This window comes from Bacillus sp. YBWC18, from assembly GCF_002998775.1.
In the GTDB taxonomy this organism is placed as follows: Bacteria; Bacillota; Bacilli; order Bacillales; family Bacillaceae; genus Bacillus.
Map to the genome: position 1 here is coordinate 24,214 of NZ_PVRI01000010.1, position 22,434 is coordinate 46,647.

Here is a 22,434-nt window from a genome sequence, read left to right on the forward strand (position 1 = left end):
GACGTAACCCTCCCGCGGTTGCGTCTTTTGTGCTAGAATGAAAAGAATTCATACGTTTTTACATGAGGCAATCCTATTGGCTCATTTTTTAGGCGTGTGCTTTGTGACAAAGGAGGTTATTGGTTTCATGATTGCATTCGTTGGATTGGGTAATCCAGGAAAAGAATATGAAAAAACAAGACATAATGTCGGGTTTATGACAATAGATGAATTATCGAATAAATGGGACATCCCCTTAAATCAATCAAAATTCCATGGACAATTTGGAACAGGGTTTGTTTCAGGGCAAAAGGTTCTACTTGTAAAGCCGCTTACATATATGAACTTATCAGGAGAATGCGTGCGTCCGCTAATGGATTACTATGATATTCCACTTGAACATTTGAAAGTCATCTATGATGATCTTGATTTGCCAACTGGGCGGATTCGTTTGCGTACAAAAGGAAGTGCAGGCGGGCATAATGGAATCAAATCGTTGATTCAGCATTTAGGGTCACCTGAGTTTGACCGATTCCGTATCGGCATTGGACGTCCTCAAAATGGCATGAAGGTCGTCGATTACGTGCTAGGACGCTTTTCTGAAGAGGAGCAGCCTGACATTGCATCAGCCATTCAGGCGTCTGTCGAAGCTTGCGAGGCGGCTTTAACAAAGCCATTTTTAGAAGTGATGAATGATTTTAACAAGAAGGTATAAGAATGATAAGCAAAGCACATACTGATTATAAAATCTCAGCATGGGAGGATCACGTATGGCTTTGCATTATTACTGCCGGCACTGTGGTGTAAAGGTTGGCAGTCTAGATGAATCCGCTGTTCAAAGTGAAGCACTTGGATTTCATCACTTAACAAATGAGGAAAGAAACGATATGATTTCTTATAGGGAAAATGGTGATCTACATGTACAAACCATTTGTGAGGATTGCCAAGAGGCGCTCGAAAGAAATCCTGATTACCATCAGTATCATACCTTTATTCAATAAAAAGCTTTGGTGTAGATAATAGACCAAAGCGTTTTTCTGTTTTAAACAAGCAGGGAGGAGGAGCCAAATGAAAAATATACAATCATTTATCAAACAAAGTGATGATTTTCAGTCCATTTTTAATGGGCTAAAGGAAGGGTTAAAAGAACAGCTGCTCGCCGGACTATCAGGCTCCGTCAGATCTTTATTTACAGCCGCTATATCAGACGAACTTAAGCGGCCGATGTTTATTGTGACTCACAACTTGTATCAAGCGCAGAAGGTAACAGATGATCTTGCCAGTGTGATTTCAGATCGCTCGGTCCTTCTTTATCCTGTTAATGAACTCATTGCTTCAGAAATTGCCGTTGCCAGCCCTGAGCTCAGAGCACAGCGTCTAGATGTTCTGAACCGGCTGGCGAATGGAGAAAACCCCATTATCGTCACACCGGCTGCAGCGGTGCGCAGAATGCTTCCGCCAGTTGAGCTCTGGAAGGAGAGTCAGATCCATTTAAAGCTCGGTGAAGAAATTGATTTGGAGGCGTTTTCAAAACAACTTGTACAAATCGGTTATGACCGGACGTCGATGGTTGCTGCGCCCGGAGATTTTAGTGTGCGCGGAGGAATCATTGATATTTATTCTTTAACGGAAGATCATCCGATCCGTATTGAGCTGTTTGATACAGAAGTAGACTCGATTCGAACGTTCCACTCAGATACACAGCGTTCATTAGAAACACTTCAAGAGATTAAAATCGGTCCCGCAAAAGAGCTGATTGTGAGAGGTCCTGAACGAGTGAGAGCCATTGAACAGCTTGATCAAGGACTTGCGAAGAGCTTAAAGAAATTTAACTCAGACCAGCAAAAAGAACTGCTTCATCAACATATTTCTGCTGATCGAGAGAAGCTGCTAGAAGGTATCGTGACACAGGAAATGACGAAGTACCTGTCCTATTTCTATGAAAAGCCTGCTAGTTTGCTAGATTACACATCACAGGATACGATTATTATTTTAGATGAAATTAGCAGAATTCAGGAGATGGAAGAACAGCTTGAACAGGAAGAAGCTGATTGGACAATTAGCCTGCTTGAAGAAGGCAATATCCTTCATGATTTATCCCTTTCTTTCCCGTTCCAACAACTGATCAATCAGCAATCGCGGTCTATTCTGTACTACTCCTTGTTCCTGAGACATGTCCAGCAGACAAATCCACAAAATATCGTCAATGTATCTAGTAAGCAAATGCAGAATTTCCACGGGCAGATGAATGTGCTTGCGAGTGAAATTGAACGCTACAAAAAACAACAATATACAGTTGTCTTCTTAGGTGCGGATGAAGAGCGGACAGATAAACTATCTTCTGTCTTACATGATTATGACATTGAAGCCGCTCTTGCCAAGCCGGACGCCGAGCTTGTAAGCGGACAGGTGTATATTTTACAAGGTGAGCTGCAAACAGGCTTTGAACTGCCGTTATCGAAAATTGCCGTGATCACAGAAGGCGAGCTCTTCAAGAAACGTGTGAAGAAGCAGGCACGTAAGCAAAAGCTGACCAATGCAGAGCGAATTAAGAGCTATTCAGAGCTTCAAGTCGGCGATTATGTGGTGCACATTAACCACGGGATCGGTAAGTATTTAGGAATTGAAACGCTTGAAATCGGCGGCATTCATAAAGATTATTTAAATATTCATTATCAAGGAAGCGACAAGCTTTATGTACCGGTTGAACAAATTGATCAGGTGCAGAAGTATGTCGGATCAGAAGGTAAAGAACCAAAGCTGTACAAACTAGGCGGCAGCGATTGGAAACGTGTGAAGAAAAAAGTGGAAACATCTGTACAGGACATCGCAGATGATCTCATTAAGCTGTATGCGGAACGTGAGGCAAGCAAAGGGTATGCCTTCTCGCCTGATCATGAGATGCAGCGCCAGTTTGAATCAGCGTTCCCTTACCAGGAAACAGATGATCAAATCCGTTCGATTCACGAAATCAAACAAGACATGGAGCGGGAGCGTCCAATGGACCGCCTGCTTTGTGGAGATGTGGGATATGGAAAAACAGAAGTGGCGATTCGAGCGGCCTTCAAAGCCATTGCTGACGGAAAACAGGTTGCTCTGCTTGTGCCGACAACCATCTTAGCGCAGCAGCATTTTGACACGATTATGGACCGATTCCAAGACTACCCTGTCAAAATCGCTCAGCTGAGCCGTTTCCGTACAAGAAAAGAAACAACCGAAACGTTAAAAGGGCTGAAAAACGGAACGATTGATATGGTCATCGGCACACACCGTTTGCTTTCTAAAGATATTGTCTATAAAGACTTAGGTTTGTTGATCATTGACGAAGAGCAGCGTTTTGGTGTGACGCATAAAGAGAAAATTAAACAGATGAAAGCCAATATCGATGTACTGACATTAACGGCTACGCCAATTCCGCGTACGCTGCATATGTCTATGCTTGGCGTACGGGATTTATCGGTTATTGAGACACCGCCTGAAAACCGTTTCCCTGTTCAAACCTATGTGGTTGAGTACAATGGCGCTTTAGTCAGAGAAGCGATTGAGCGAGAACTAGCACGCGGCGGTCAAGTGTACTTTCTTTACAACCGTGTTGAAGATATTGAACGCAAAGCAGATGAAATCTCCATGCTAGTCCCAGACGCGAAAGTCAGCTATGCACATGGGAAAATGAGTGAGAACGAGCTGGAATCAGTGATGATCAATTTCCTTGAAGGTGAATCAGATGTATTGGTCAGTACCACCATCATTGAAACGGGAGTAGACATTCCAAATGTGAACACGCTCATCGTCCACGATGCGGATAAAATGGGGCTTTCTCAGCTTTACCAGCTAAGAGGACGAGTAGGACGCTCGAATCGTGTCGCATATGCTTATTTCACGTATCGAAAAGATAAAGTTCTGTCTGAAGTAGCAGAGAAGAGACTTCAAGCTATTAAAGAATTCACAGAGCTCGGATCAGGATTTAAAATTGCGATGCGTGATTTAACGATTCGAGGAGCAGGAAATTTACTTGGTGCACAGCAGCATGGATTCATTGATTCTGTTGGATTCGACCTCTATTCTCAAATGCTGAAAGAAGCCATTGAGGAAAGAAGAGGCGATACAACGGCTCAAGATAAATTCGAACCGGAAATCGATCTGCAAATTGATGCCTACATCCCGGACACTTACATTTCGGATGGGAAGCAAAAGATCGAGATGTATAAACAGTTCAGAGCGATTGGATCAATTGAAGAGCGAAAAGAGCTTCAAGATGAAATGATCGACCGATTTGGTGAATATCCGCAAGAAGTGGCGGACTTGTTCACGATTGCGACGATGAAAGTATACGCAGTGCAGGAACGTGTCGAACTGATCAAGATGGAGAAAGGCATTGTCAGACTCACCCTTGAAGAGCAAGCAAGCAGTGAAATCGACGGTCAAAAATTATTCGCACTCGGCAGTAAATATGGCCGTGATATTGGATTGGGAATGGAAGGCAGCAAGCTGATTATTTCTGTCCAAACCAAAGGCAAGAAGACGGAGGAATGGCTTGAGATCGTTCTGAATATGCTTCGAGGCCTTCAAGAAGTGAAAAAAGAAACCATTCCATCTTCATAAAATTTTGTTTGTCTCTCGTGTATATTACGTTTGATGTGACGGATACTAAACTCAGGGTCAAGTGGTGAATGTTGCATAAAGTGGACGCTTTTGTTCCATTCACCCAACACATCATCAAACGAAAGAGAGGCAGCAGTGAATGAAAGCAACTGGAATTGTACGCCGCATCGATGATCTAGGTAGAGTGGTTATTCCGAAGGAGATTCGCAGAACATTGCGCATCCGGGAAGGAGATCCGCTTGAGATTTTCGTCGACCGCGATGGAGAAGTGATTTTGAAGAAATATTCGCCGATTAGTGAGCTAGGAGACTTTGCGAAGGAATATGCTGATGCATTATTCGACAGTTTGGGTCATTCCATCCTGATCTGTGATCGAGATACGTATATTGCTGTATCCGGCAGTTCGAAAAAAGAGTACTTAAACAAATCCATCAGTGATTTACTTGAACGAACAATGGACCAGCGTAATTCTGTATTAGAAGAAAGCAAAAAAGAAATTCAACTTGTCGATGGTATTGATGATGACGTATCTGCTTATACCATTGCACCTATTGTTGCAAACGGAGATCCTATTGGCGCCGTCGTCTTATTTTCTAAAGAGCGTTCAATGGGAGAAGTGGAGCATAAAGCGGCAGAAACGGCAGCTGGCTTCTTAGCCCGTCAAATGGAACATTAGGTCTAATAATTCTATATCATATAGATAAAACGAAAGAATGCCGATGAAATCATTTGATTTTGTCGGCGTTTTTTATATGGGATGAAACAAAACGAGGAATGTGCCGTCTACTCCTTAGAAAGAAACGGCTTTTCATTCACGTATGATATAATGAGTGCGTTTAACTGTAGATCTATTTTTAAAGGAGTCATCCATGAAAAATGCTGTGAATCAGCCGCATTGGCTTTTCCAGGGTGCGGTGATTTTGACCATCGCAGGCTTGTTATCAAAGGTTCTAAGTGCCGTTTATCGTGTTCCGTTCCAGAACATCGTAGGAGACACAGGGTTTTATATTTATCAGCAGGTGTATCCCTTCCTTGGCATTGCCATCATGCTCGGCACCACAGGGTTTCCTGTCATGGTGTCCAAGCTTCTGAGTGAGCATGGGGAAGAGAATCGAAGGATCATTACAAGGGTATCCTTGGTCTATATCACTTTACTGAGCTTGGTCTTATTTCTTTGTCTTTACATAGGAGCAGGCAGAATTGCGAGCCTTATGGCGGACAGTCAATTAATCCTGCTCATCCAAATGAGTGCTTTCGTGTTTTTATTTCTTCCGCTTACCGTGATGCTGAGGGGAGTTTTTCAGAGTGACGGTATGATGCTTCCAACGGCTATTTCTCAATTGGTGGAGCAACTCATCAGGGTAGGCGTCCTGCTTGTTTTATCCTTCTATTTCGTGAGGCGCGGCTATTCGCTTTATGAAACAGGGGCGGGGGCAGTCTTCTCCTCCATAGCGGGAAGTGCGGCCTCGCTCATACTGCTTCTTTTTCTTTGGCTGACTTACCGGCAACAGCCTGCTGCAAGTATGGCAGGCAAACAGGCGACACTTCGGAAAAAGGATGTTTTGAAGAGTTTGGTGCTGTATACATTCACGATTTGTGTCAGCGGACTGCTCATTTTATGGATGCAAATGGTTGATGCCTTTCATCTGTATGCGTTGCTGCGCAGTGAGGGTCTGAGTGAAGCCGCGGCAAAGGCGGCAAAAGGTGTGTATGACCGGGGGCAGCCGTTCTTACAGCTAGGGACGGTGTTTGCCATTAGCATCGGAACCTCTCTTGTGCCATTTTTATCGGCGGCCATGAGGAATGGAGAGCATGAAGCGATAAGGCAAAAAGTGCGTACATCGTTTAAGACCACGTCGGTTTTAGGGATTGGTTCAGCAATTGGGCTGATTTGTATTCTAGCGTCAGTCAATACCATGCTTTTTCGTAATGACTTAGGCACCGATGCGCTGCAAATATTCTGTATTTCCATCGCATTTACATCGATTGCGATTACGCAAGCAGCTTTACTTCAAGGGCTCGGGCATACTGTGTATCCGGCTGTTGTGGTGATTCTCAGTGTGCTGGTGAAATGGATACTAACGCTTGCACTTGTCCCGCTATTTGGCATCTACGGTGCCGCATGGTCAACCGTATGTGGTTTTCTCGCTGCGGCTCTGCTCAATGCCGTTTATTTGAGGCATAAAGGATGGATTTCGTTGAGAGAGCTGTTCCCAGTGAAAATTCTTTTATCGGCTGCTTTCATGGCCATTGTCTTAATAGGGTATCAGGCACTGTTTTCTTGGGTCATTCCCTTTGAAAAACGTCCTTTTTTCGTTTTAGAGAGCCTGACGTCAGTTTTTATTGGTGGTTTCGCCTTTTTATATAGTATTCTTAAGCTAGAAGTATTTACGGACGAGGAATGGAGACTCATTCCATTAGGAGAAAAGATTTTATATTTTAAACAGATGAGAGGGAATCGAAATGGCAGGTAAGATTACCGTCGTCGGTCTCGGGGCAGGCGACATGGATCAGCTGACGCTCGGTGTATACAAGCAGCTGAAGCAGGCGAAAGAAGTATTTATGAGAACGCAGGACCATCCGCTTACCGCAGAGTTGATGCAGGAGGTCCCATCGCTGACCTTTTTTGATGAGATTTATGAAAAGCACGATCAGTTTGATTCGGTATATCTGGAAATCACTGAAATTTTATTTACAGAGGCTGCGGAAAAGGATATTGTGTACGCAGTACCAGGTCACCCATTTGTCGCAGAAAAGACCGTCCAGCTATTAGTTTCTCAGCAGCAAGAGCGCGGGATTGAGGTGTCTGTTGCTGGTGGACAAAGCTTTTTGGATGCGACGTTTAACTCCTTGCAGATTGACCCAATCGAGGGATTACAATTCGTCGATGCAGGAGATATGAGAGCGGACGATCTGAAATTGACCCAGCATGTCCTCATTTGTCAGGTATATGATCAGCTGACCGCTTCGAATGTGAAACTCACGCTGATGGAAAAGCTTCCTGACGATTATGAAGTCTATATTGTGACTGCGGCTGGAAGCAGTCAGGAACAGATTACTGCCGTTCCTTTATTTGAACTTGATCGAGATGTGTCGATAAATAACTTAACGAGTGTTTATGTACCTCCGATTCAAGATGAAAAGCTGCTTTATCAACAATTTGACACTTTCCGTGACGTCATACGTACATTAAGAGGTCCGGGCGGCTGTCCATGGGATCAAAAACAAACCAATGAGTCACTTAAACCATATTTAATTGAAGAATGCTATGAACTGCTTGAAGCGATCGATGAAGATGATCCAGACCATATGGTGGAAGAGCTCGGAGATGTGCTGCTGCAGGTGTTACTTCACGCCCAAATTGGTGAAGATGACGGCTTTTTCTCAATTGATGACGTCATCCAGCATGTCACAGAAAAAATGATTCGTAGACATCCCCATGTGTTTGGTGACACAAATGTTTCTGAAGCAGCAGATGTGGTCGCCAACTGGGAAAAAATCAAGCAGCAGGAGAAGCCGGAGCGGGCAGCCTCCATTTTGCAATCCATCCCGGCGACGCTTCCAGCACTAACAAAGGCATATAAGCTCCAAAAGAAAGCCGCCAAAGTAGGCTTTGATTGGACAGATGTGAAAGATATTTGGAACAAATACGAAGAAGAGAAGCAGGAATTTCTCGTTGAAGTGGCAGAGAAGCCGGACGAAAGTGCAACGAAGCAGATGAAAGATGAATTTGGAGATCTTTTGTTTGTTCTCGTCAACATTGGAAGGTTCTATCAGCTAGAGCCTGAAACGGCACTCGCTTCCGCCAACACAAAATTCATGCGTCGCTTTCAGCATATCGAACAAAAAGCAAAGGACATGGGACGTTCATTAGAGGACTTAACGCTAGAGGAAATGGACGATCTATGGAACGATGCCAAACGTATAGAAAGAGGTGAGCATACATGAGACTAGATAAATTTTTAAAAGTGTCCCGTTTAATTAAAAGAAGAACATTGGCAAAAGAAGTAGCTGATCAAGGCAGAATTTCTATTAACGGCACACAGGCGAAAGCCAGCTCTGACGTGAAAGAAGGAGACGAGCTTCAAATCCGTTTTGGTCAAAAACTTGTGACGGTTCAAGTCAACGAGTTAAAGGACACGACGAAAAAAGAAGATGCCGCTGGCATGTATACTGTGCTAAAAGAAGAAAAAACAGCAGAATAGGGCTTGTTCTAAATGATCCTCCTGTCACATACAATGCAGTAACAATGCAAGTATGAGATATGGGGGATGTATAAATGAATCAATATTATAATCAACCTCAAGGCACGAAGCTGTCATCAGAAGCGGAGCACAATGTCACAATGCGAAACAGAAAGCATTTAGATATTACCGGCGTCAAACAGGTGGAAAGCTTTGATAATGAAGAATTTCTGCTTGAGACGGTCATGGGGATTCTCGCTATCCGTGGAGAAAATCTGCAAATGAAAAACCTAGACGTCGAAAAAGGCGTTGTGTCGATCAAAGGGCGTGTCTTTGACTTAATTTATGTAGATGAGCAGCACGGGGAGAAAGCTAAAGGATTTTTTAGCAAGCTGTTTAAATGACACTGACAGTCCAGTTTTATACGATGCTTTCGATGGTAGCGATGGGCATCTGGCTGGGCGCATCGCTTGATACGTACAAGCTGTTTGTGAATCGGGAAAAGACAGTAAAATGGCTTTTGGTTATACACGATCTCCTTTTTTGGCTGGTGCAGGGTCTCTTATTCTTTTATGTCCTGCTGCTGACAAATGATGGAGAATTCAGGCTTTATATCTTTCTAGCCGTTGCACTAGGTTTCTCGATGTATCAGGCATTGATGAAACAGCTGTATATGAACATTCTCAAGTTTATGATGATGTGTGTGTATCAGACCGCTCTCGTCTTTAAACGGCTGGTTATGTCCATCGTCTTCCAGCCAATCCGCTGGCTGCTGACATTGATTATAAGTGCTATTATGTTCTTGCTCCACTTGCTCTTACGTCTTGTTCATTTTACGTTTCGGCTCGTGTGGAAGGTGCTGTCCGTTGTTTGTTATCCGCTCATCTGGTTACTTAATGTGACCATTATTCATCGGATTCCCGAAAAATGGCGAACATCAATGAGATTGTTTTTCTCTAAAGGAGCAGGAATTTTACAAGGGACCAAGAAATTATCTGGTACCATCAAAACGAAATGGAAACAATTCTGGACAAAGTAAGAGAGGAGGCCTTCAACCTTGAACAAGAGAAAAAGAAATATCGCACAAATTCAAAATGATTACCAAAAACAAATGGAACAGCAAGCACAGCGCTTAAAACGCAAACGCCGTGGACTCCTTAGAAGGCTTACCGTATTTGGTGTGATTGTGCTCATGTTTGCTGTCTTGGTGACAAGTGCCCTCTGGTCGCAATCGTCCTCATTAAAGGAAAAAGAAGAGAAGAAGGTTGCGCTTGAAAAAGAATTGAAGCAATTACAAACAAAGCAGGAAGATATTTCTGATGAAATTAAAAAGCTGAAAAGCAAAGAATACGTACTCGAACTGGCACGACGAGACTATTATATGTCCAAAAAAGGCGAAAAAATCTTTGATGTGGGCAATAAGAGCGATTAGCCTTGTTGACACTTAAAATTCAGTTTATGTATAATTGAACAAATGAGATTTTTTTATAAGTCTAAGGAGGAGCACTTTTTTTATGTCGATTGAAGTTGGCAGCAAGTTACAAGGGAAAGTTACGGGCATTACAAATTTTGGAGCTTTTGTGGAGTTGCCAGGCGGTTCAACTGGTCTCGTTCATATCAGTGAGGTAGCCGATAACTATGTAAAAGATATTAATGAGCATTTAAAAGTCGGTGAACAAGTTGAAGTGAAAGTGATTAACGTTGAAAAAGACGGTAAAATCGGCTTGTCCATTAAAAAAGCAAAAGATCGTCCTCAACAACAACAATCAAGACCGAGCAGAAATGATTTCCGTCCGAAGGAATCGTTTGAGCAAAAAATGAACAAATTCTTAAAAGATAGTGAAGACCGCTTAACATCTTTAAAACGTAACACGGAATCAAAACGTGGGGGACGCGGAGCAAGAAGAGGTTAACTTGTTGCTGCTTTCTATATATCTTTCACAACAAAGCACCTGCTGTCCGCAGGTGCTTTTTTTCTTGATCCATACGACATTTTTTGAGATTTCGTCATTTAATTTAAAACTTTCTATTGACGGACAAGCGATTCCTTTGTATTATAGATCTTGTGCTTCTTAGCGCATTTTTATTATGGCGGTGTAGCTCAGCTGGCTAGAGCGTACGGTTCATACCCGTGAGGTCGGGGGTTCGATCCCCTCCGCCGCTATCCTTTTTAGTAGAACATAAAAGCAAGGCCCGTTGGTCAAGCGGTTAAGACACCGCCCTTTCACGGCGGTAACACGGGTTCGAATCCCGTACGGGTCATCTTCAAAACAGCTTTCTTTAGGAAGGCTGTTTTTTTGTGTCTTCGTAAAATTCTGATGAAAGACATCGACTTTCATGAAAGTATGCCTCTTTGACGAATAAAGCGTCGAACGTTTTATGGAAACGACAACTTCTTTTGACAAAATTTCTTTTTCACCTTCGCTATAATGACAAGCAACGAATATCAGGTGGGGGATGAAAAGATGGAAAAACTAGAAAGAAGAACTGATTTAACAGGAGCGGGGTTTGAAAGAATCAGTGCAGGGTTAAAAAAGATGAAAAACCTGTTTCTTCATCACACGCATTCTCTTTTTTTCTATAAAGGGTTTATTTATGTTGTTCTTGGTTTTTTATTAGGACGAGCCTTTATTTTATCTGAAATTATGCCGTTTGCTCTGCCTTTCTTTGGCTCCATGCTGCTTATCAAAAGAGATAAGGCCATGCTTGCTTGTCTCGCTTTACTCGCTGGAGCCATGACGATATCACCTCAAAACGCATTGTTTGTGTTTGCGTCGTTAATCGTGTTTCTCCTTATGTCCAAGGTGGTTTCTTTCATCATCAAAGACCCAGTGAAAACATTGCCGGTTGTCATTGTGCTGTCGATGCTGATCACCCGAGGAGCATTTGTTTACCTAGAGCAAGGTGCTGTGCAAAGCTACGATTACGTCATGGCGGGTGTTGAAGCAGGACTTGCCTTCATTTTGACACTGATTTTCCTTCAAAGCCTGCCGATTTTTACAGTCAGGAAAATCAAACACTCCTTAAAGGTTGAAGAAATTATTTGCTTTATGATTTTAATTGCCTCAGTTTTAACAGGTCTGGCTGGCATCACATTTCAAGGGATGCAGGCAGAGCATATTTTGTCACGTTATGTAGTGCTGAGCTTTGCTTTTATTGGAGGAGCCAGTATTGGTTGTACGGTGGGTGTCGTGACAGGATTAATTCTCGGTCTCGCTAACATCGGAAACCTTTATCAGATGAGTCTTCTTGCCTTTTCAGGCTTATTAGGGGGACTGCTGAAAGAGGGGAAGAAAGCAGGCGCAGCCATTGGCTTAATTGTGGGTTCCTTACTTATCTCCCTATACGGAGAAGGATCAGCAGGTCTCGTGACCACGCTGTATGAATCACTTATTGCAGTTGCGCTCTTCTTACTCACGCCACAATCAGTGACCTCTAAGGTAGCGAAATATATTCCTGGTACGGTAGAGCATGTACAGGAACAGCAGCAATACGCCCGGAAAGTACGAGATGTGACAGCAAAAAAGGTAGACCAATTTTCTAATGTATTTCATGCGCTGTCTGAGAGTTTTGCGACATTTTACGAATCCATTCCTGAAGAAAAGAAGCAGGAAGAGGATGTAGATCTTTTTTTAAGTACGATCACAGAACGATCCTGTCAAACGTGCTATAAGAAAAATAAATGCTGGGTGCAGAACTTTGATACAACCTATGAACTGATGAAACAAGTTATGCATGAATCTGATGAAAAAACCTACGAGCATAACCGGAAATTGAAGAAGAAATTTAGCCAGCACTGCTCAAAATCAAAACATGTCGAGGAATTGATTGAAGAGGAGATCGCTTACTATAAAGCCAACCAGACTCTGAAGAAAAAGGTCCAAGACAGCAGACGACTTGTAGCCGAACAGCTGATGGGGGTCTCACAAGTGATGGAGGATTTTTCCCGGGAAATAAAACGAGAAAGAGAACAGCATTTTATTCAAGAAGAGCAGATGATAGAAGCACTTCAGCACTTTGGGATTGAAATTCAGCAAGTAGAAATTTATAGCTTGGAGCAGGGGAATGTCGATATTGAAATGAGAATCCCATATTGCCAAGGACATGGTGAATGTGAAAAAATCATCGCTCCCATGCTCTCAGATATTTTAGAAGAACAGATTTTAGTCAAAGCAGAGCAGTGTGCAGAGCACCCAACAGGCTATTGCCACGTTGTATTTGGCTCTGCAAAATCATATCGAGTGGCTACAGGCGTAGCGCATGCAGCGAAAGGCGGAGGGTTAGTGTCTGGGGATAGCTACAGCATGATGGAGCTGGGTGCGGGCAAATATGCCGCAGCTATTAGTGATGGAATGGGCAATGGAGCAAGGGCTCATTTTGAAAGCAATGAAACGATTAAGCTGTTAGAAAAAATATTGGCGTCAGGTATCAATGAAAAAGTGGCAATCAAAACCATTAATAGTATTTTATCTTTACGAACGACGGATGAAATCTATTCTACATTAGATTTATCAATTATTGATTTACAGGATGCGAGCTGTAAGTTCCTCAAGATTGGTTCAACACCCAGCTTTATTAAACGGGGTGATCAGGTGATGAAGGTACAAGCGAGCAACTTACCGATTGGGATTATTGATGAATTTGAAGTGGAGGTAGTGAGTGAACAGATGAAGGCAGGAGATCTGCTGATTATGATGAGTGATGGCATTTTCGAAGGACCAAAGCATATTGAAAATCATGATCTGTGGGTGAAGCGCAAAATGAAAAGCTTTAAAACAGAAGATCCGCAAGAGATTGCTGATTTATTAATGGAAGAGGTCATTCGAACAAGAGCGGGTCAAATTGACGACGATATGACGGTTGTTGTCATCAGGCTTGATCACAACACACCAAAATGGGCATCCATTCCGACTGGTACATTCTATCTTGAGAAACAAGAGATTTCTTAAAATATCGTATAATATGAATTTCTTCTGGCGATGATGGGGATATAAAGCATTCAGTTACGATCCCAGGAGGAATGAAGATGCGAAAAGGTCACGTAAACCAAATCTTATTGATTACAGATGGCTGCTCAAATCACGGGGAAGATCCACTTGCGATTGCCTCATTGGCAAAGGAACAAGGGATTACAGTCAATGTCATTGGCATTATGGAGGAAAACAGACACGATCATGAAGCGATGAAAGAAGTCGAGGGGATTGCCCTCGCAGGCGGAGGCATCCATCAGGTTGTCTACGTCCAGCAGTTATCTCAAACGGTACAAATGGTCACAAAAAAAGCGATGACACAAACCTTACAAGGTGTTGTGAATAAAGAATTGCAGCAAATACTTGGCAAAGACACTGAAATTGAAGAGCTTCCGCCTGATAAGCGTGGGGAAGTGATGGAAGTAGTCGATGAGTTAGGAGAGACGGTTCATCTTCAAGTACTTGTGCTTGTTGATACAAGTGCAAGTATGAAACCGAAGCTGCCGACCGTTAAAGAAGCACTCATCGATCTCTCTATTAGTTTAAATTCAAGAATTGGTGAAAATCAGTTTGGGATGTGTATATTTCCCGGGAAAAACTCAGATGCTGAAATTGTGTTGAATTGGACGCCTCGATTCGATTCGTTATCATCTATTTTCCCGAAACTGACCACGGGAGGAATTACTCCAACTGGACCAGCGCTTCGAGAAGCACTCCAGCATTTCAAATCAGTTCGTTCGCGTAAAGGGCTGCTTGAAGCAAAGGAAGAGCATGATAATGAATTCGGCTTCTAACATTCCGTTAGGCACGGTGATTCAAGGGAAATGGCATCACCATCATTACCGCATTGTAAAAGAGCTGGGAAAAGGGGCGAACGGTATTGTCTATCTAGCCGAATCGCCAAATGGTCAAGTAGCCCTTAAAGTGAGTGATGACAGTATGCTCATTGCATCTGAAGTCAATGTATTAAAATCCTTTTCTAAGGCTCCTGTGAAAACCATGGGGCCTTCTTTTTATGATATGGATGATGCGATTTATCCCGGCATGCTTCAAAAGCGTTCCTTTTATGTGATGGAGTATGTCAGAGGCCCGTTACTGCTTGAATTTGTAAAACAAAAAGGTGATGAGTGGATCGTCGTTTTAATGGTTCAGCTTTTATCTAACCTGGCTCATTTACATCAGGAAGGCTGGATTTTTGGTGACTTGAAGCCAGATAATCTCATCGTGTCAGGTCCCCCAGCCGCGATCCGGTGCATTGATGTAGGGGGAACGACAAAAGCAGGCAGGGCAATCAAGGAGTATACAGAGTTTTTTGATCGAGGCTATTGGGGATTCGGCACAAGAAAGGCAGAGCCATCCTATGATCTGTTTGCCTTAAGTATGGTGATGGTGAATTGTGCGTATAAGAAAGAATTCAAAAAAGGAGCAGAACCGGAAAAGCAGCTTTACAGAGCGATTGAAGGACATCCTTTATTAAAGCGTTATGAAAGGGTGTTAAAGGCTGCTCTACAAGGTAAATATCAATCAGCGGCGGCTATGAAGAGTGCGATGCTGAAAGAAGGACAGCTGATCGCTTCAAGAAAAGCGAGTCAAAAGAAGCAGCAGCAAAAAAACGGGCAAAAGCCCGCTGTTCAACAAAATCAACAGGTGACTTCACGATCGAGAGTTGCAGCAGCAAAAAGAACACCAGTACGCAAAAAATCAGGCGGGCTTTTTGAAACTGTTCTGATCGTGTGCAGTGTACTTGCTCTTTACTGTGCATATGTAGTTTTGTTCCTGCTATAGACCTGTAAAAAAGCAGGCTTCATCTTTGCTTGGAGCTACTGAAAGTGATAGGATATGTATATCTTTAAATTACCTGCTCTTTGTGAGGAGGAAGTTGTGAATAGAATTGAATCATTTTTGAAAAAACATGATGTTTACCTTGAAAATACGACAGTCATTGTCGGGGTTTCTGGCGGACCAGATTCCATGCTTTTACTGCACGAACTAAACAAACGTCGAAAAGGTTCCTATCAGCTGATTGCAGCCCATGTAGATCACATGTTCAGAGGAGAAGAATCCTTTGCTGATTTGGCATTTGTTGAGGCTTACTGCAAGGAGCAAGAGATTCCTTTTGAATCGGCCCGCATACAGGTCACCCAATATGCAAAAGAAAACCGCTTAAACAAACAGGCAGCTGCAAGGGAGTGCAGATATGCTTTCTTTCGTCAATTGATGGAGCAATACAACGCTCAATTTATAGCGCTTGCACATCATGGAGACGACCAAGTAGAAACAATGATGATGAGGCTTGCGAGAGGGACTGTTGGAATAGGACTCGCCGGTATCCAAGCAAAACGTCCTTTTCAAGATGGATGGCTGATTCGGCCGCTCATTGGATATTCCAAGGACGACGTGCTGACCGCTTGTGAAAAAGAACATATTCCCTATGTCATTGATCAAAGCAATCACACTGATGACTACTTGAGAAACCGGATAAGAAGACACATTCTTCCCGTGTTAAAAGAAGAGGCACCTCATGTACATGAAAGCTTTCAGTTTGTAAGTGACATGCTGATTGAGGATGAGCAATACTTGCAGGCATTAACAAAGGAACAAATGAACCAAGTGATAACGAAACAATCGCCTAAGCAAATTAAGATCAAAACGAAGCCTTTGCTTGACCTGCCTTTGCCTTTACAAAGAAGAGGCATTCAACTAATATTAAACTATCTTTATGAAAACACTCAATCAGCGTTTTCAAACCAGCATATTCTAGGGACTTTGGACTGGTTATCTCATACCGAACAACCGTCTGGATCATTAGATTTGCCAAAAGGTTTACAAGCTGTCAAGTCTTATGATTACTGTATGTTTACCTTTGAACGATCGCTTGTACTAGACCAGTCTTATGCTCTTCACTTAAAGGGTGAGCTTGGAGAGGAGCTTTTCCTTCCGAATGGGCAGTCTATCGTGGTATCAAATCATGTTCCGAAGGATGCACGGAACGGAAACCATTTTTTCTTGCTTCAAAAAGATCATGTTCGTCTCCCTTTGATCATTCGCTCACGAAAAAATGGTGATCGAATCAAACTTAAAGGGATGAATGGATCAAAAAAGGTGAAGGATATATTTATTGATAAAAAAGTGCCTCTTGCAGAAAGAGACAGCTGGCCGATCGTCACTGACTCGGATCATCAAATCATCTGGATCCCAGGTCTGAAAAAATCCGTTTTTGAAGAAATTGATATGACAAACAGCGATCTCATTGTATTACAATATAGACAGCATGAAAATTTGTAGGGGGCAAGCAAAAGCATGAAACAAGATATTGAAAAGGTTTTGATCTCAGAAGAAGAGATCCAGCAAAAAGTGAAGGAACTGGGTGCAACATTAACCAGCGATTATGATGGTAAATTTCCCCTGGCTATTGGTGTTTTGAAAGGGGCTCTTCCATTCATGGCAGACCTGATCAAACACATTGATACATATTTAGAACTTGATTTTATGGATGTATCTAGCTACGGAAAATCTACCGTATCTTCAGGAGAAGTAAAGATCATTAAGGATCTTGATACTTCTGTTGAAGGAAGAGATATTTTAATTATGGAAGATATCATCGACAGTGGGTTAACTTTGAGCTATCTGGTAGAGCTTTTCCGATACCGTAAAGCAAATTCCATAAAAATTGTGACATTGCTTGATAAACCAAGCGGTCGTAAAGCAGACATCAAAGCAGATTATGTTGGATTTGAAGTGCCAGATGCATTTGTTGTCGGCTATGGATTGGATTTCGCTGAACGTTACCGAAACCTCCCGTATATTGGAGTGTTAAAACCATCTGTTTACGAAGGCTAATCAGCATACGTATACATGAGGTTATTGGTTGTATTGGAATGATTTTCTATGATACTATTGAACATAGTTGTGCTTACTGTGGGAGGAGGTAAGGAATGAATCGGGTTTTTCGTAATACGATTTTTTATATACTTATTTTATTACTTGTGATAGGGGTAGTCAGTTGGTTAGGATCCCCTAATCAAAAGCCTGAGAACATGTCTTACAGCAAATTTTCGCAAAATCTAAGTGCGGGAAAAGTGGAGAGTATCTCCATTCAGCCTGTAAGAGGGGTTTATGAAATTCGTGGTCAATTAGATGGCGCGAAGAAAGATCAATACTTCATTACCCATGTTCCAGATGGTCAAGGTGTTGACCAGATTTACAGTGCACTGAAGAATACAGATGTAAAAGTAGAACCAGCACCTGAAACAAATGGATGGCTGCAAGTTCTGACAACCATCATTCCGTTTATCATCATCTTTATCCTGTTCTTCTTCTTATTGAACCAAGCTCAGGGCGGTGGAAGCCGTGTTATGAACTTTGGTAAGAGTAAGGCGAAGCTTTACACAGAAGAGAAGAAACGTGTGAAATTTAAAGATGTTGCCGGTGCAGATGAAGAAAAGCAAGAGCTTGTAGAAGTGGTTGAATTCCTGAAGGACCCACGTAAATTTGCGGAGCTTGGCGCAAGAATCCCTAAAGGGGTTTTACTAGTAGGACCTCCAGGTACAGGTAAAACTTTGCTTGCGAGAGCATCTGCAGGAGAAGCAGGCGTTCCTTTCTTCAGCATCAGTGGTTCTGACTTCGTCGAGATGTTCGTCGGTGTCGGTGCATCACGTGTACGTGATTTATTCGAAAATGCGAAAAAGAATGCACCTTGCTTAATCTTTATTGATGAGATTGATGCAGTGGGTCGTCAGCGTGGGGCCGGTCTTGGCGGTGGTCATGACGAGCGTGAACAAACGCTTAACCAGCTTCTTGTTGAAATGGATGGTTTTAGTGCGAACGAAGGTATTATTATCATTGCTGCGACGAACCGTGCAGATATCCTAGATCCTGCATTGCTGCGTCCGGGACGTTTTGACCGTCAAATTACGGTTGACCGACCAGATGTCATTGGCCGTGAAGAAGTACTGAAGGTTCATGCGAAAAACAAACCGCTTGATGATACAGTGAACTTGAAAGCCATTGCAAGCAGAACACCTGGGTTCTCTGGAGCAGATCTTGAGAACTTACTAAACGAAGCAGCACTTGTTGCTGCCCGTCATAACAAAAAGAAAATCGATATGCGTGATATCGACGAAGCGACTGACCGTGTCATCGCTGGACCGGCGAAGAAAAGCCGCGTCATTTCGAAGAAAGAACGTAATATCGTGGCTTACCATGAAGCAGGTCATACTGTGATTGGACTTATCCTAGACGAAGCGGACATGGTGCATAAAGTAACGATCGTTCCTCGTGGTCAGGCAGGCGGATATGCGGTCATGCTTCCAAGAGAAGACCGTTATTTCCAAACGAAGCCAGAGCTTCTTGATAAAATTGTCGGCTTGCTCGGCGGTCGTGTTGCAGAGGAAATTACGTTTGGTGAAGTAAGCACAGGCGCTCACAACGACTTCCAGCGTGCAACAGGCATTGCAAGAAAAATGGTTACTGAGTTCGGTATGTCTGATAAGCTTGGTCCGCTTCAGTTCGGTCAAGCACAAGGTGGTCAAGTGTTCCTAGGCCGTGACTTTAACAACGAGCCGAATTATAGTGAAGCCATTGCTTACGAGATTGACCAAGAAATTCAGCGTTTCATCAAGGACAGCTACGACCGTGCGAAACAAATTCTCACTGAGAACAAAGATAAGCTAGAAATTATCGCACAAGCTCTTCTAGAAGTTGAAACATTAGATGCTGAGCAAATTAAATCTCTTTACGAAACTGGAAAGCTTCCAGAGCGTATATACGCGGATGACGAAGAGAAAAACGATGATGTGAAAGTGAACATCAAGAAAAAAGAAGAAGATGAGGAGATCTAATCTCCTTCTGTGAAAGCTGCCGGGATCACCGGCAGCTTTTTTTATTTCGATTCCTAAATGGATCGGTTTCGAATTGTTTACAAATGGAACTCAATTCGTGTATGGTATGATAGAAAGTCGAAAAATGCTCTTTTTGAGAAACTATTCAAAGTGGTGATGAAGTTGTTACTCGTGATAGATGTAGGAAACACAAATACCGTTTTAGGTGTTTATCATAACGGCGATCTAAACTACCATTGGCGAATTGAAACAAGCCGTCATAAAACAGAAGACGAATTTGGTATGGCCATCAGGTCTTTATTTGATTATGTGGGGCTGATGTTTGATCAAATAGAAGGAATTATCATCTCGTCTGTTGTCCCGCCAATGATGTTTGCACTAGAAAGAATGTGCGAGAAGTACTTTCACTTAACACCCCAAATTGTAGGGCCTGGAATGAAGACTGGATTAAACATTATGTGTGACAATCCAAAGGAAGTCGGGGCTGATCGAATTGTGAATGCAGTAGCGGCGATTCACCTATATGGGGCACCTCTCATTGTGGTAGACTTTGGCACAGCGACAACCTACTGCTATATCAATGAACAAAAACAATACATGGGTGGGGCAATTGCACCTGGTATTACCATCTCAACAGAGGCTTTATATACAAGAGCGGCGAAGCTGCCGAGAATTGAAATTGTCCGTCCAGATCACATTGTTGGAAAAAACACCATTAGTGCGATGCAATCCGGCATCCTTTATGGATATGTTGGGCAAGTCGAGGGAATAGTGAAACGGATGAAGCAGCAAGCGAAACAAACACCGAAAGTCATTGCAACAGGCGGTTTGTCAACATTGATTGGAAATGAATCAGACTGCATTGATATTGTCGATCCGTTCTTAACATTAAAAGGACTTCAACTTATTTATGAACGTAATCGTGTCGGTGTACTATAGGAGGTTTAAAATCGAATGGATCACTTAGTTAAAGCGTTAGCATATGACGGAAAAGTCCGAGCATATGCTGCAAACACAACAGATACAATCAACGAAGCACAAAGAAGGCACCATACATGGCCAACAGCATCAGCAGCGATTGGCAGAACAATGACAGCTACAGTCATGATGGGTGCTATGCTGAAAGGCGAAAATAAGCTAACGGTCAAAATTGAAGGCGGTGGACCAATCGGTGCCATCATTGCTGATGGAAACGCAAAAGGTCAGGTGCGCGGATATGTCTCAAACCCACAAGTCCACTTTGACTTAAATGAACATGGCAAGCTGGATGTCAGACGTGCAGTCGGGACATCTGGAACGTTGAGTGTTGTCAAAGATATCGGACTGAAAGATCACTTTACAGGACAAACGGAGATCGTCTCAGGTGAAATTGGAGACGACTTCACTTATTATCTTGTCTCTTCTGAGCAAGTGCCTTCCTCTGTAGGCGTAGGGGTTCTGGTCAATCCAGATAACTCGATCCTTGCAGCAGGCGGTTTCATCATTCAATTGCTGCCTGGAACAGAAGATGCTGTCATCGAAAGATTAGAAAAGCGGCTCTCAACCATTGAACCCATTTCTAAACTCATTGAAAAAGGGATGACACCAGAAGAAATTTTAGAAGAAGTACTCGGAGAAAAACCTCAAATTTTAGAAACTGTACCTGTCGAATTCTCTTGTAACTGCTCAAAAGAACGTTTTGCTAATGGCATTATCAGCCTAGGGAAAGCCGAAATTGACGACATGATTGAACAAGACGGACAAGCAGAAGCTCAATGCCATTTTTGTAACGAAACGTATGTATTTACAAAAGAAGAGCTAGAAGAGCTGCGTGAAGAAATAACCCGCTAAGCTCTAAGCAGCGGGTTTTCTTTTTAGAATGGAAAGGAGACGAAAAATGAGACTAAAAGCAAGAGTGGTATGGACATTTATCCTCGTGTTGCTTATGATCAATGCCGTTGTCATTGCATATGTATTAACAAAGTCGCAAATGTCACAGGCTTCTTCAAATGGGAAGAGCGGTGAAGAAATTGCGTCGATTGGAAAAGAGAAGGTGACGCGTCAAGAATGGTTAAAGAAGATGGAAGACCGCTATGGCAAGGCAACACTTGAGCAAATGATTAATCAGAAGGTGGTCAATCAGCTTGCGAAAGAAAACAAGCTTGAGGTGTCTTCAAAAGAGATCAATCGTGAATTGCTCATGCTTAAAGCGGTATCTAATAATTTCTACGAAGATGGACATACAAGTGAAAAGGAATGGAAAGAACAGATTCGTTATCAAATTTTATTAGAGCAGCTTTTAACGAGAGATGCTGTTGTTTCTGAAAAAGAAGCGAAATCCTTTTATGAAAAAAACAAGGACTTATATCAATATGATGATTCATACCGTATTCGTCATATCGTCGTGAAGACAAAAGGCGAAGCTGAAAATGTATTGAAGGATCTTAAAGGCGGATCTAGCTTCGAAGCGGTGGCAGCTGAACGCTCCATTGACCGCTACACCTCTCCATATGGCGGAGATCTTGGGTTTGTGACAGAAGAACAAGAAAGTATCCCAGCCCTATACATACAGGAAGCTCAAAAGCTTCAGCCAGACGAATGGACAAAAGAACCGATCGAGACCAAAAACGGGTATGCCATTATTCAACTAAAAGAAAAATTAGATGGCCGCTCCTTCTCTTATGAAGAAGTCAAAGATCAGATCAAAAGGCAGATTGCCATGGAAGACCTAGGTGAAAAGGCGAATGTCAAAACCCTGTGGAAAGAAGCAAAAGTCACGTGGTTTTACGATGGCGAGCAGGACTAAAAGCATTGACAAAATTTTTTGAAATTGATAATTTAATATTAATACAATAAAATTACTCGGAGATAGAGGTGTTA

General features: G+C 42.6%; 19 protein-coding genes, 2 tRNA genes and 1 pseudogene. All 22 read left to right on the plus strand.

What is annotated here, in order from left to right; genetic code table 11:
• The first annotated feature begins 127 nt into the window (after positions 1-127).
• The 22 genes and pseudogenes from pth to C6348_RS18555 all read left to right on the plus strand — a co-directional run bounded on the left by pth (position 128) and on the right by C6348_RS18555 (position 22,360).
• The gene (pth, locus tag C6348_RS18450; protein WP_106043949.1) at positions 128-694 is read left to right on the plus strand and encodes an aminoacyl-tRNA hydrolase; all 567 of its coding nucleotides are present in this window, start codon (positions 128-130) and stop codon (positions 692-694) included.
• A gap of 55 nt (positions 695-749) precedes the next feature.
• On the plus strand, positions 750-980 hold the full coding sequence (gene fin / locus C6348_RS18455; protein ID WP_003217967.1) for an anti-sigma-F factor Fin: 231 nt from the start codon (positions 750-752) through the stop codon (positions 978-980).
• A 67-nt stretch (positions 981-1,047) separates the two neighbouring features.
• A complete protein-coding gene (gene mfd, locus C6348_RS18460; protein ID WP_106043937.1) occupies positions 1,048-4,581 on the plus strand; it encodes a transcription-repair coupling factor in 3,534 nt (1,177 codons plus the stop codon).
• Positions 4,582-4,720: 139 nt separating this feature from the next.
• Positions 4,721-5,257 (plus strand): stage V sporulation protein T, encoded by a 537-nt coding sequence (spoVT, locus tag C6348_RS18465; protein ID WP_003217990.1) that lies wholly within the window; start codon positions 4,721-4,723, stop codon positions 5,255-5,257.
• A gap of 193 nt (positions 5,258-5,450) precedes the next feature.
• Complete coding sequence (locus C6348_RS18470; protein WP_106043938.1) at positions 5,451-7,055, plus strand: putative polysaccharide biosynthesis protein; 1,605 nt, start codon at positions 5,451-5,453, stop codon at positions 7,053-7,055.
• On the plus strand, positions 7,045-8,529 hold the full coding sequence (gene yabN, locus C6348_RS18475) for a bifunctional methyltransferase/pyrophosphohydrolase YabN (RefSeq protein ID WP_106043939.1): 1,485 nt from the start codon (positions 7,045-7,047) through the stop codon (positions 8,527-8,529). Before C6348_RS18470 ends, yabN begins: the two co-directional genes overlap by 11 nt.
• Positions 8,526-8,786, plus strand: coding sequence for an RNA-binding S4 domain-containing protein (locus C6348_RS18480; RefSeq protein WP_106043940.1), 261 nt, complete (start codon positions 8,526-8,528; stop codon positions 8,784-8,786). The genes yabN and C6348_RS18480 overlap by 4 nt, the downstream gene beginning before the upstream one ends.
• A 74-nt stretch (positions 8,787-8,860) precedes the next feature.
• Complete coding sequence (gene yabP, locus C6348_RS18485) at positions 8,861-9,169, plus strand: sporulation protein YabP (RefSeq protein WP_034665732.1); 309 nt, start codon at positions 8,861-8,863, stop codon at positions 9,167-9,169.
• Positions 9,166-9,804 carry a spore cortex biosynthesis protein YabQ gene (gene yabQ / locus C6348_RS18490; protein WP_106043941.1) on the plus strand — a complete coding sequence of 213 codons (639 nt, stop codon included), beginning with the start codon at positions 9,166-9,168 and terminating at the stop codon, positions 9,802-9,804. The genes yabP and yabQ overlap by 4 nt, the downstream gene beginning before the upstream one ends.
• 18 nt (positions 9,805-9,822) lie before the next feature.
• Entirely contained in the window at positions 9,823-10,197 is a 375-nt protein-coding gene (locus C6348_RS18495; RefSeq protein WP_003217952.1) for an FtsB family cell division protein, read from the plus strand.
• 82 nt (positions 10,198-10,279) lie between these two features.
• On the plus strand, positions 10,280-10,678 hold the full coding sequence (locus C6348_RS18500; RefSeq protein WP_003217901.1) for a S1 domain-containing RNA-binding protein: 399 nt from the start codon (positions 10,280-10,282) through the stop codon (positions 10,676-10,678).
• A gap of 177 nt (positions 10,679-10,855) precedes the next feature.
• Positions 10,856-10,929: transfer RNA gene (locus C6348_RS18505), tRNA-Met, on the plus strand.
• Between the two features lie 26 nt (positions 10,930-10,955).
• Positions 10,956-11,027 (plus strand) — tRNA-Glu (locus tag C6348_RS18510).
• A 203-nt stretch (positions 11,028-11,230) separates the two neighbouring features.
• Entirely contained in the window at positions 11,231-13,714 is a 2,484-nt protein-coding gene (spoIIE, locus tag C6348_RS18515) for a stage II sporulation protein E (RefSeq protein ID WP_034665738.1), read from the plus strand.
• 77 nt (positions 13,715-13,791) lie between these two features.
• The gene (locus C6348_RS18520) at positions 13,792-14,529 is read left to right on the plus strand and encodes a vWA domain-containing protein (protein ID WP_034665741.1); all 738 of its coding nucleotides are present in this window, start codon (positions 13,792-13,794) and stop codon (positions 14,527-14,529) included.
• A complete protein-coding gene (locus C6348_RS18525; RefSeq protein ID WP_034665743.1) occupies positions 14,513-15,520 on the plus strand; it encodes a protein kinase domain-containing protein in 1,008 nt (335 codons plus the stop codon). The genes C6348_RS18520 and C6348_RS18525 overlap by 17 nt, the downstream gene beginning before the upstream one ends.
• A 96-nt stretch (positions 15,521-15,616) precedes the next feature.
• Positions 15,617-17,039, plus strand: a pseudogene (gene tilS, locus C6348_RS18530) (tRNA lysidine(34) synthetase TilS).
• Positions 17,036-17,575, plus strand: a complete 540-nt coding sequence (hpt, locus tag C6348_RS18535; RefSeq protein WP_003217950.1) for a hypoxanthine phosphoribosyltransferase — start codon at positions 17,036-17,038, stop codon at positions 17,573-17,575. Before tilS ends, hpt begins: the two are co-directional and overlap by 4 nt.
• Before the next feature lie 95 nt (positions 17,576-17,670).
• Entirely contained in the window at positions 17,671-19,575 is a 1,905-nt protein-coding gene (ftsH, locus tag C6348_RS18540) for an ATP-dependent zinc metalloprotease FtsH (protein WP_106043943.1), read from the plus strand.
• A gap of 162 nt (positions 19,576-19,737) precedes the next feature.
• Positions 19,738-20,514, plus strand: coding sequence for a type III pantothenate kinase (locus tag C6348_RS18545; protein WP_060595364.1), 777 nt, complete (start codon positions 19,738-19,740; stop codon positions 20,512-20,514).
• Between the two features lie 15 nt (positions 20,515-20,529).
• Complete coding sequence (hslO, locus tag C6348_RS18550; RefSeq protein WP_060595365.1) at positions 20,530-21,405, plus strand: Hsp33 family molecular chaperone HslO; 876 nt, start codon at positions 20,530-20,532, stop codon at positions 21,403-21,405.
• 46 nt (positions 21,406-21,451) lie between these two features.
• Positions 21,452-22,360 carry a peptidyl-prolyl cis-trans isomerase gene (locus C6348_RS18555; protein WP_034665753.1) on the plus strand — a complete coding sequence of 303 codons (909 nt, stop codon included), beginning with the start codon at positions 21,452-21,454 and terminating at the stop codon, positions 22,358-22,360.
• Positions 22,361-22,434 lie beyond the last annotated feature (74 nt).

Bases quoted from the DNA above. Each gene is read 5' to 3' on its own strand.
- pth (WP_106043949.1), top strand. From the start codon at position 128: ATGATTGCATTCGTTGGATTGGGTAATCCAGGAAAAGAATATGAAAAA.
- spoIIE (WP_034665738.1), top strand. From the start codon at position 11,231: ATGGAAAAACTAGAAAGAAGAACTGATTTAACAGGAGCGGGGTTTGAA.
- mfd (WP_106043937.1), top strand. From the start codon at position 1,048: ATGAAAAATATACAATCATTTATCAAACAAAGTGATGATTTTCAGTCC.
- ftsH (WP_106043943.1), top strand. From the start codon at position 17,671: ATGAATCGGGTTTTTCGTAATACGATTTTTTATATACTTATTTTATTA.
- spoVT (WP_003217990.1), top strand. From the start codon at position 4,721: ATGAAAGCAACTGGAATTGTACGCCGCATCGATGATCTAGGTAGAGTG.
- fin (WP_003217967.1), top strand. From the start codon at position 750: ATGGCTTTGCATTATTACTGCCGGCACTGTGGTGTAAAGGTTGGCAGT.
- hslO (WP_060595365.1), top strand. From the start codon at position 20,530: ATGGATCACTTAGTTAAAGCGTTAGCATATGACGGAAAAGTCCGAGCA.
- C6348_RS18520 (WP_034665741.1), top strand. From the start codon at position 13,792: ATGCGAAAAGGTCACGTAAACCAAATCTTATTGATTACAGATGGCTGC.
- C6348_RS18500 (WP_003217901.1), top strand. From the start codon at position 10,280: ATGTCGATTGAAGTTGGCAGCAAGTTACAAGGGAAAGTTACGGGCATT.
- C6348_RS18470 (WP_106043938.1), top strand. From the start codon at position 5,451: ATGAAAAATGCTGTGAATCAGCCGCATTGGCTTTTCCAGGGTGCGGTG.
- yabQ (WP_106043941.1), top strand. From the start codon at position 9,166: ATGACACTGACAGTCCAGTTTTATACGATGCTTTCGATGGTAGCGATG.
- C6348_RS18525 (WP_034665743.1), top strand. From the start codon at position 14,513: ATGAATTCGGCTTCTAACATTCCGTTAGGCACGGTGATTCAAGGGAAA.
- hpt (WP_003217950.1), top strand. From the start codon at position 17,036: ATGAAACAAGATATTGAAAAGGTTTTGATCTCAGAAGAAGAGATCCAG.
- C6348_RS18555 (WP_034665753.1), top strand. From the start codon at position 21,452: ATGAGACTAAAAGCAAGAGTGGTATGGACATTTATCCTCGTGTTGCTT.
- yabP (WP_034665732.1), top strand. From the start codon at position 8,861: ATGAATCAATATTATAATCAACCTCAAGGCACGAAGCTGTCATCAGAA.
- C6348_RS18480 (WP_106043940.1), top strand. From the start codon at position 8,526: ATGAGACTAGATAAATTTTTAAAAGTGTCCCGTTTAATTAAAAGAAGA.
- yabN (WP_106043939.1), top strand. From the start codon at position 7,045: ATGGCAGGTAAGATTACCGTCGTCGGTCTCGGGGCAGGCGACATGGAT.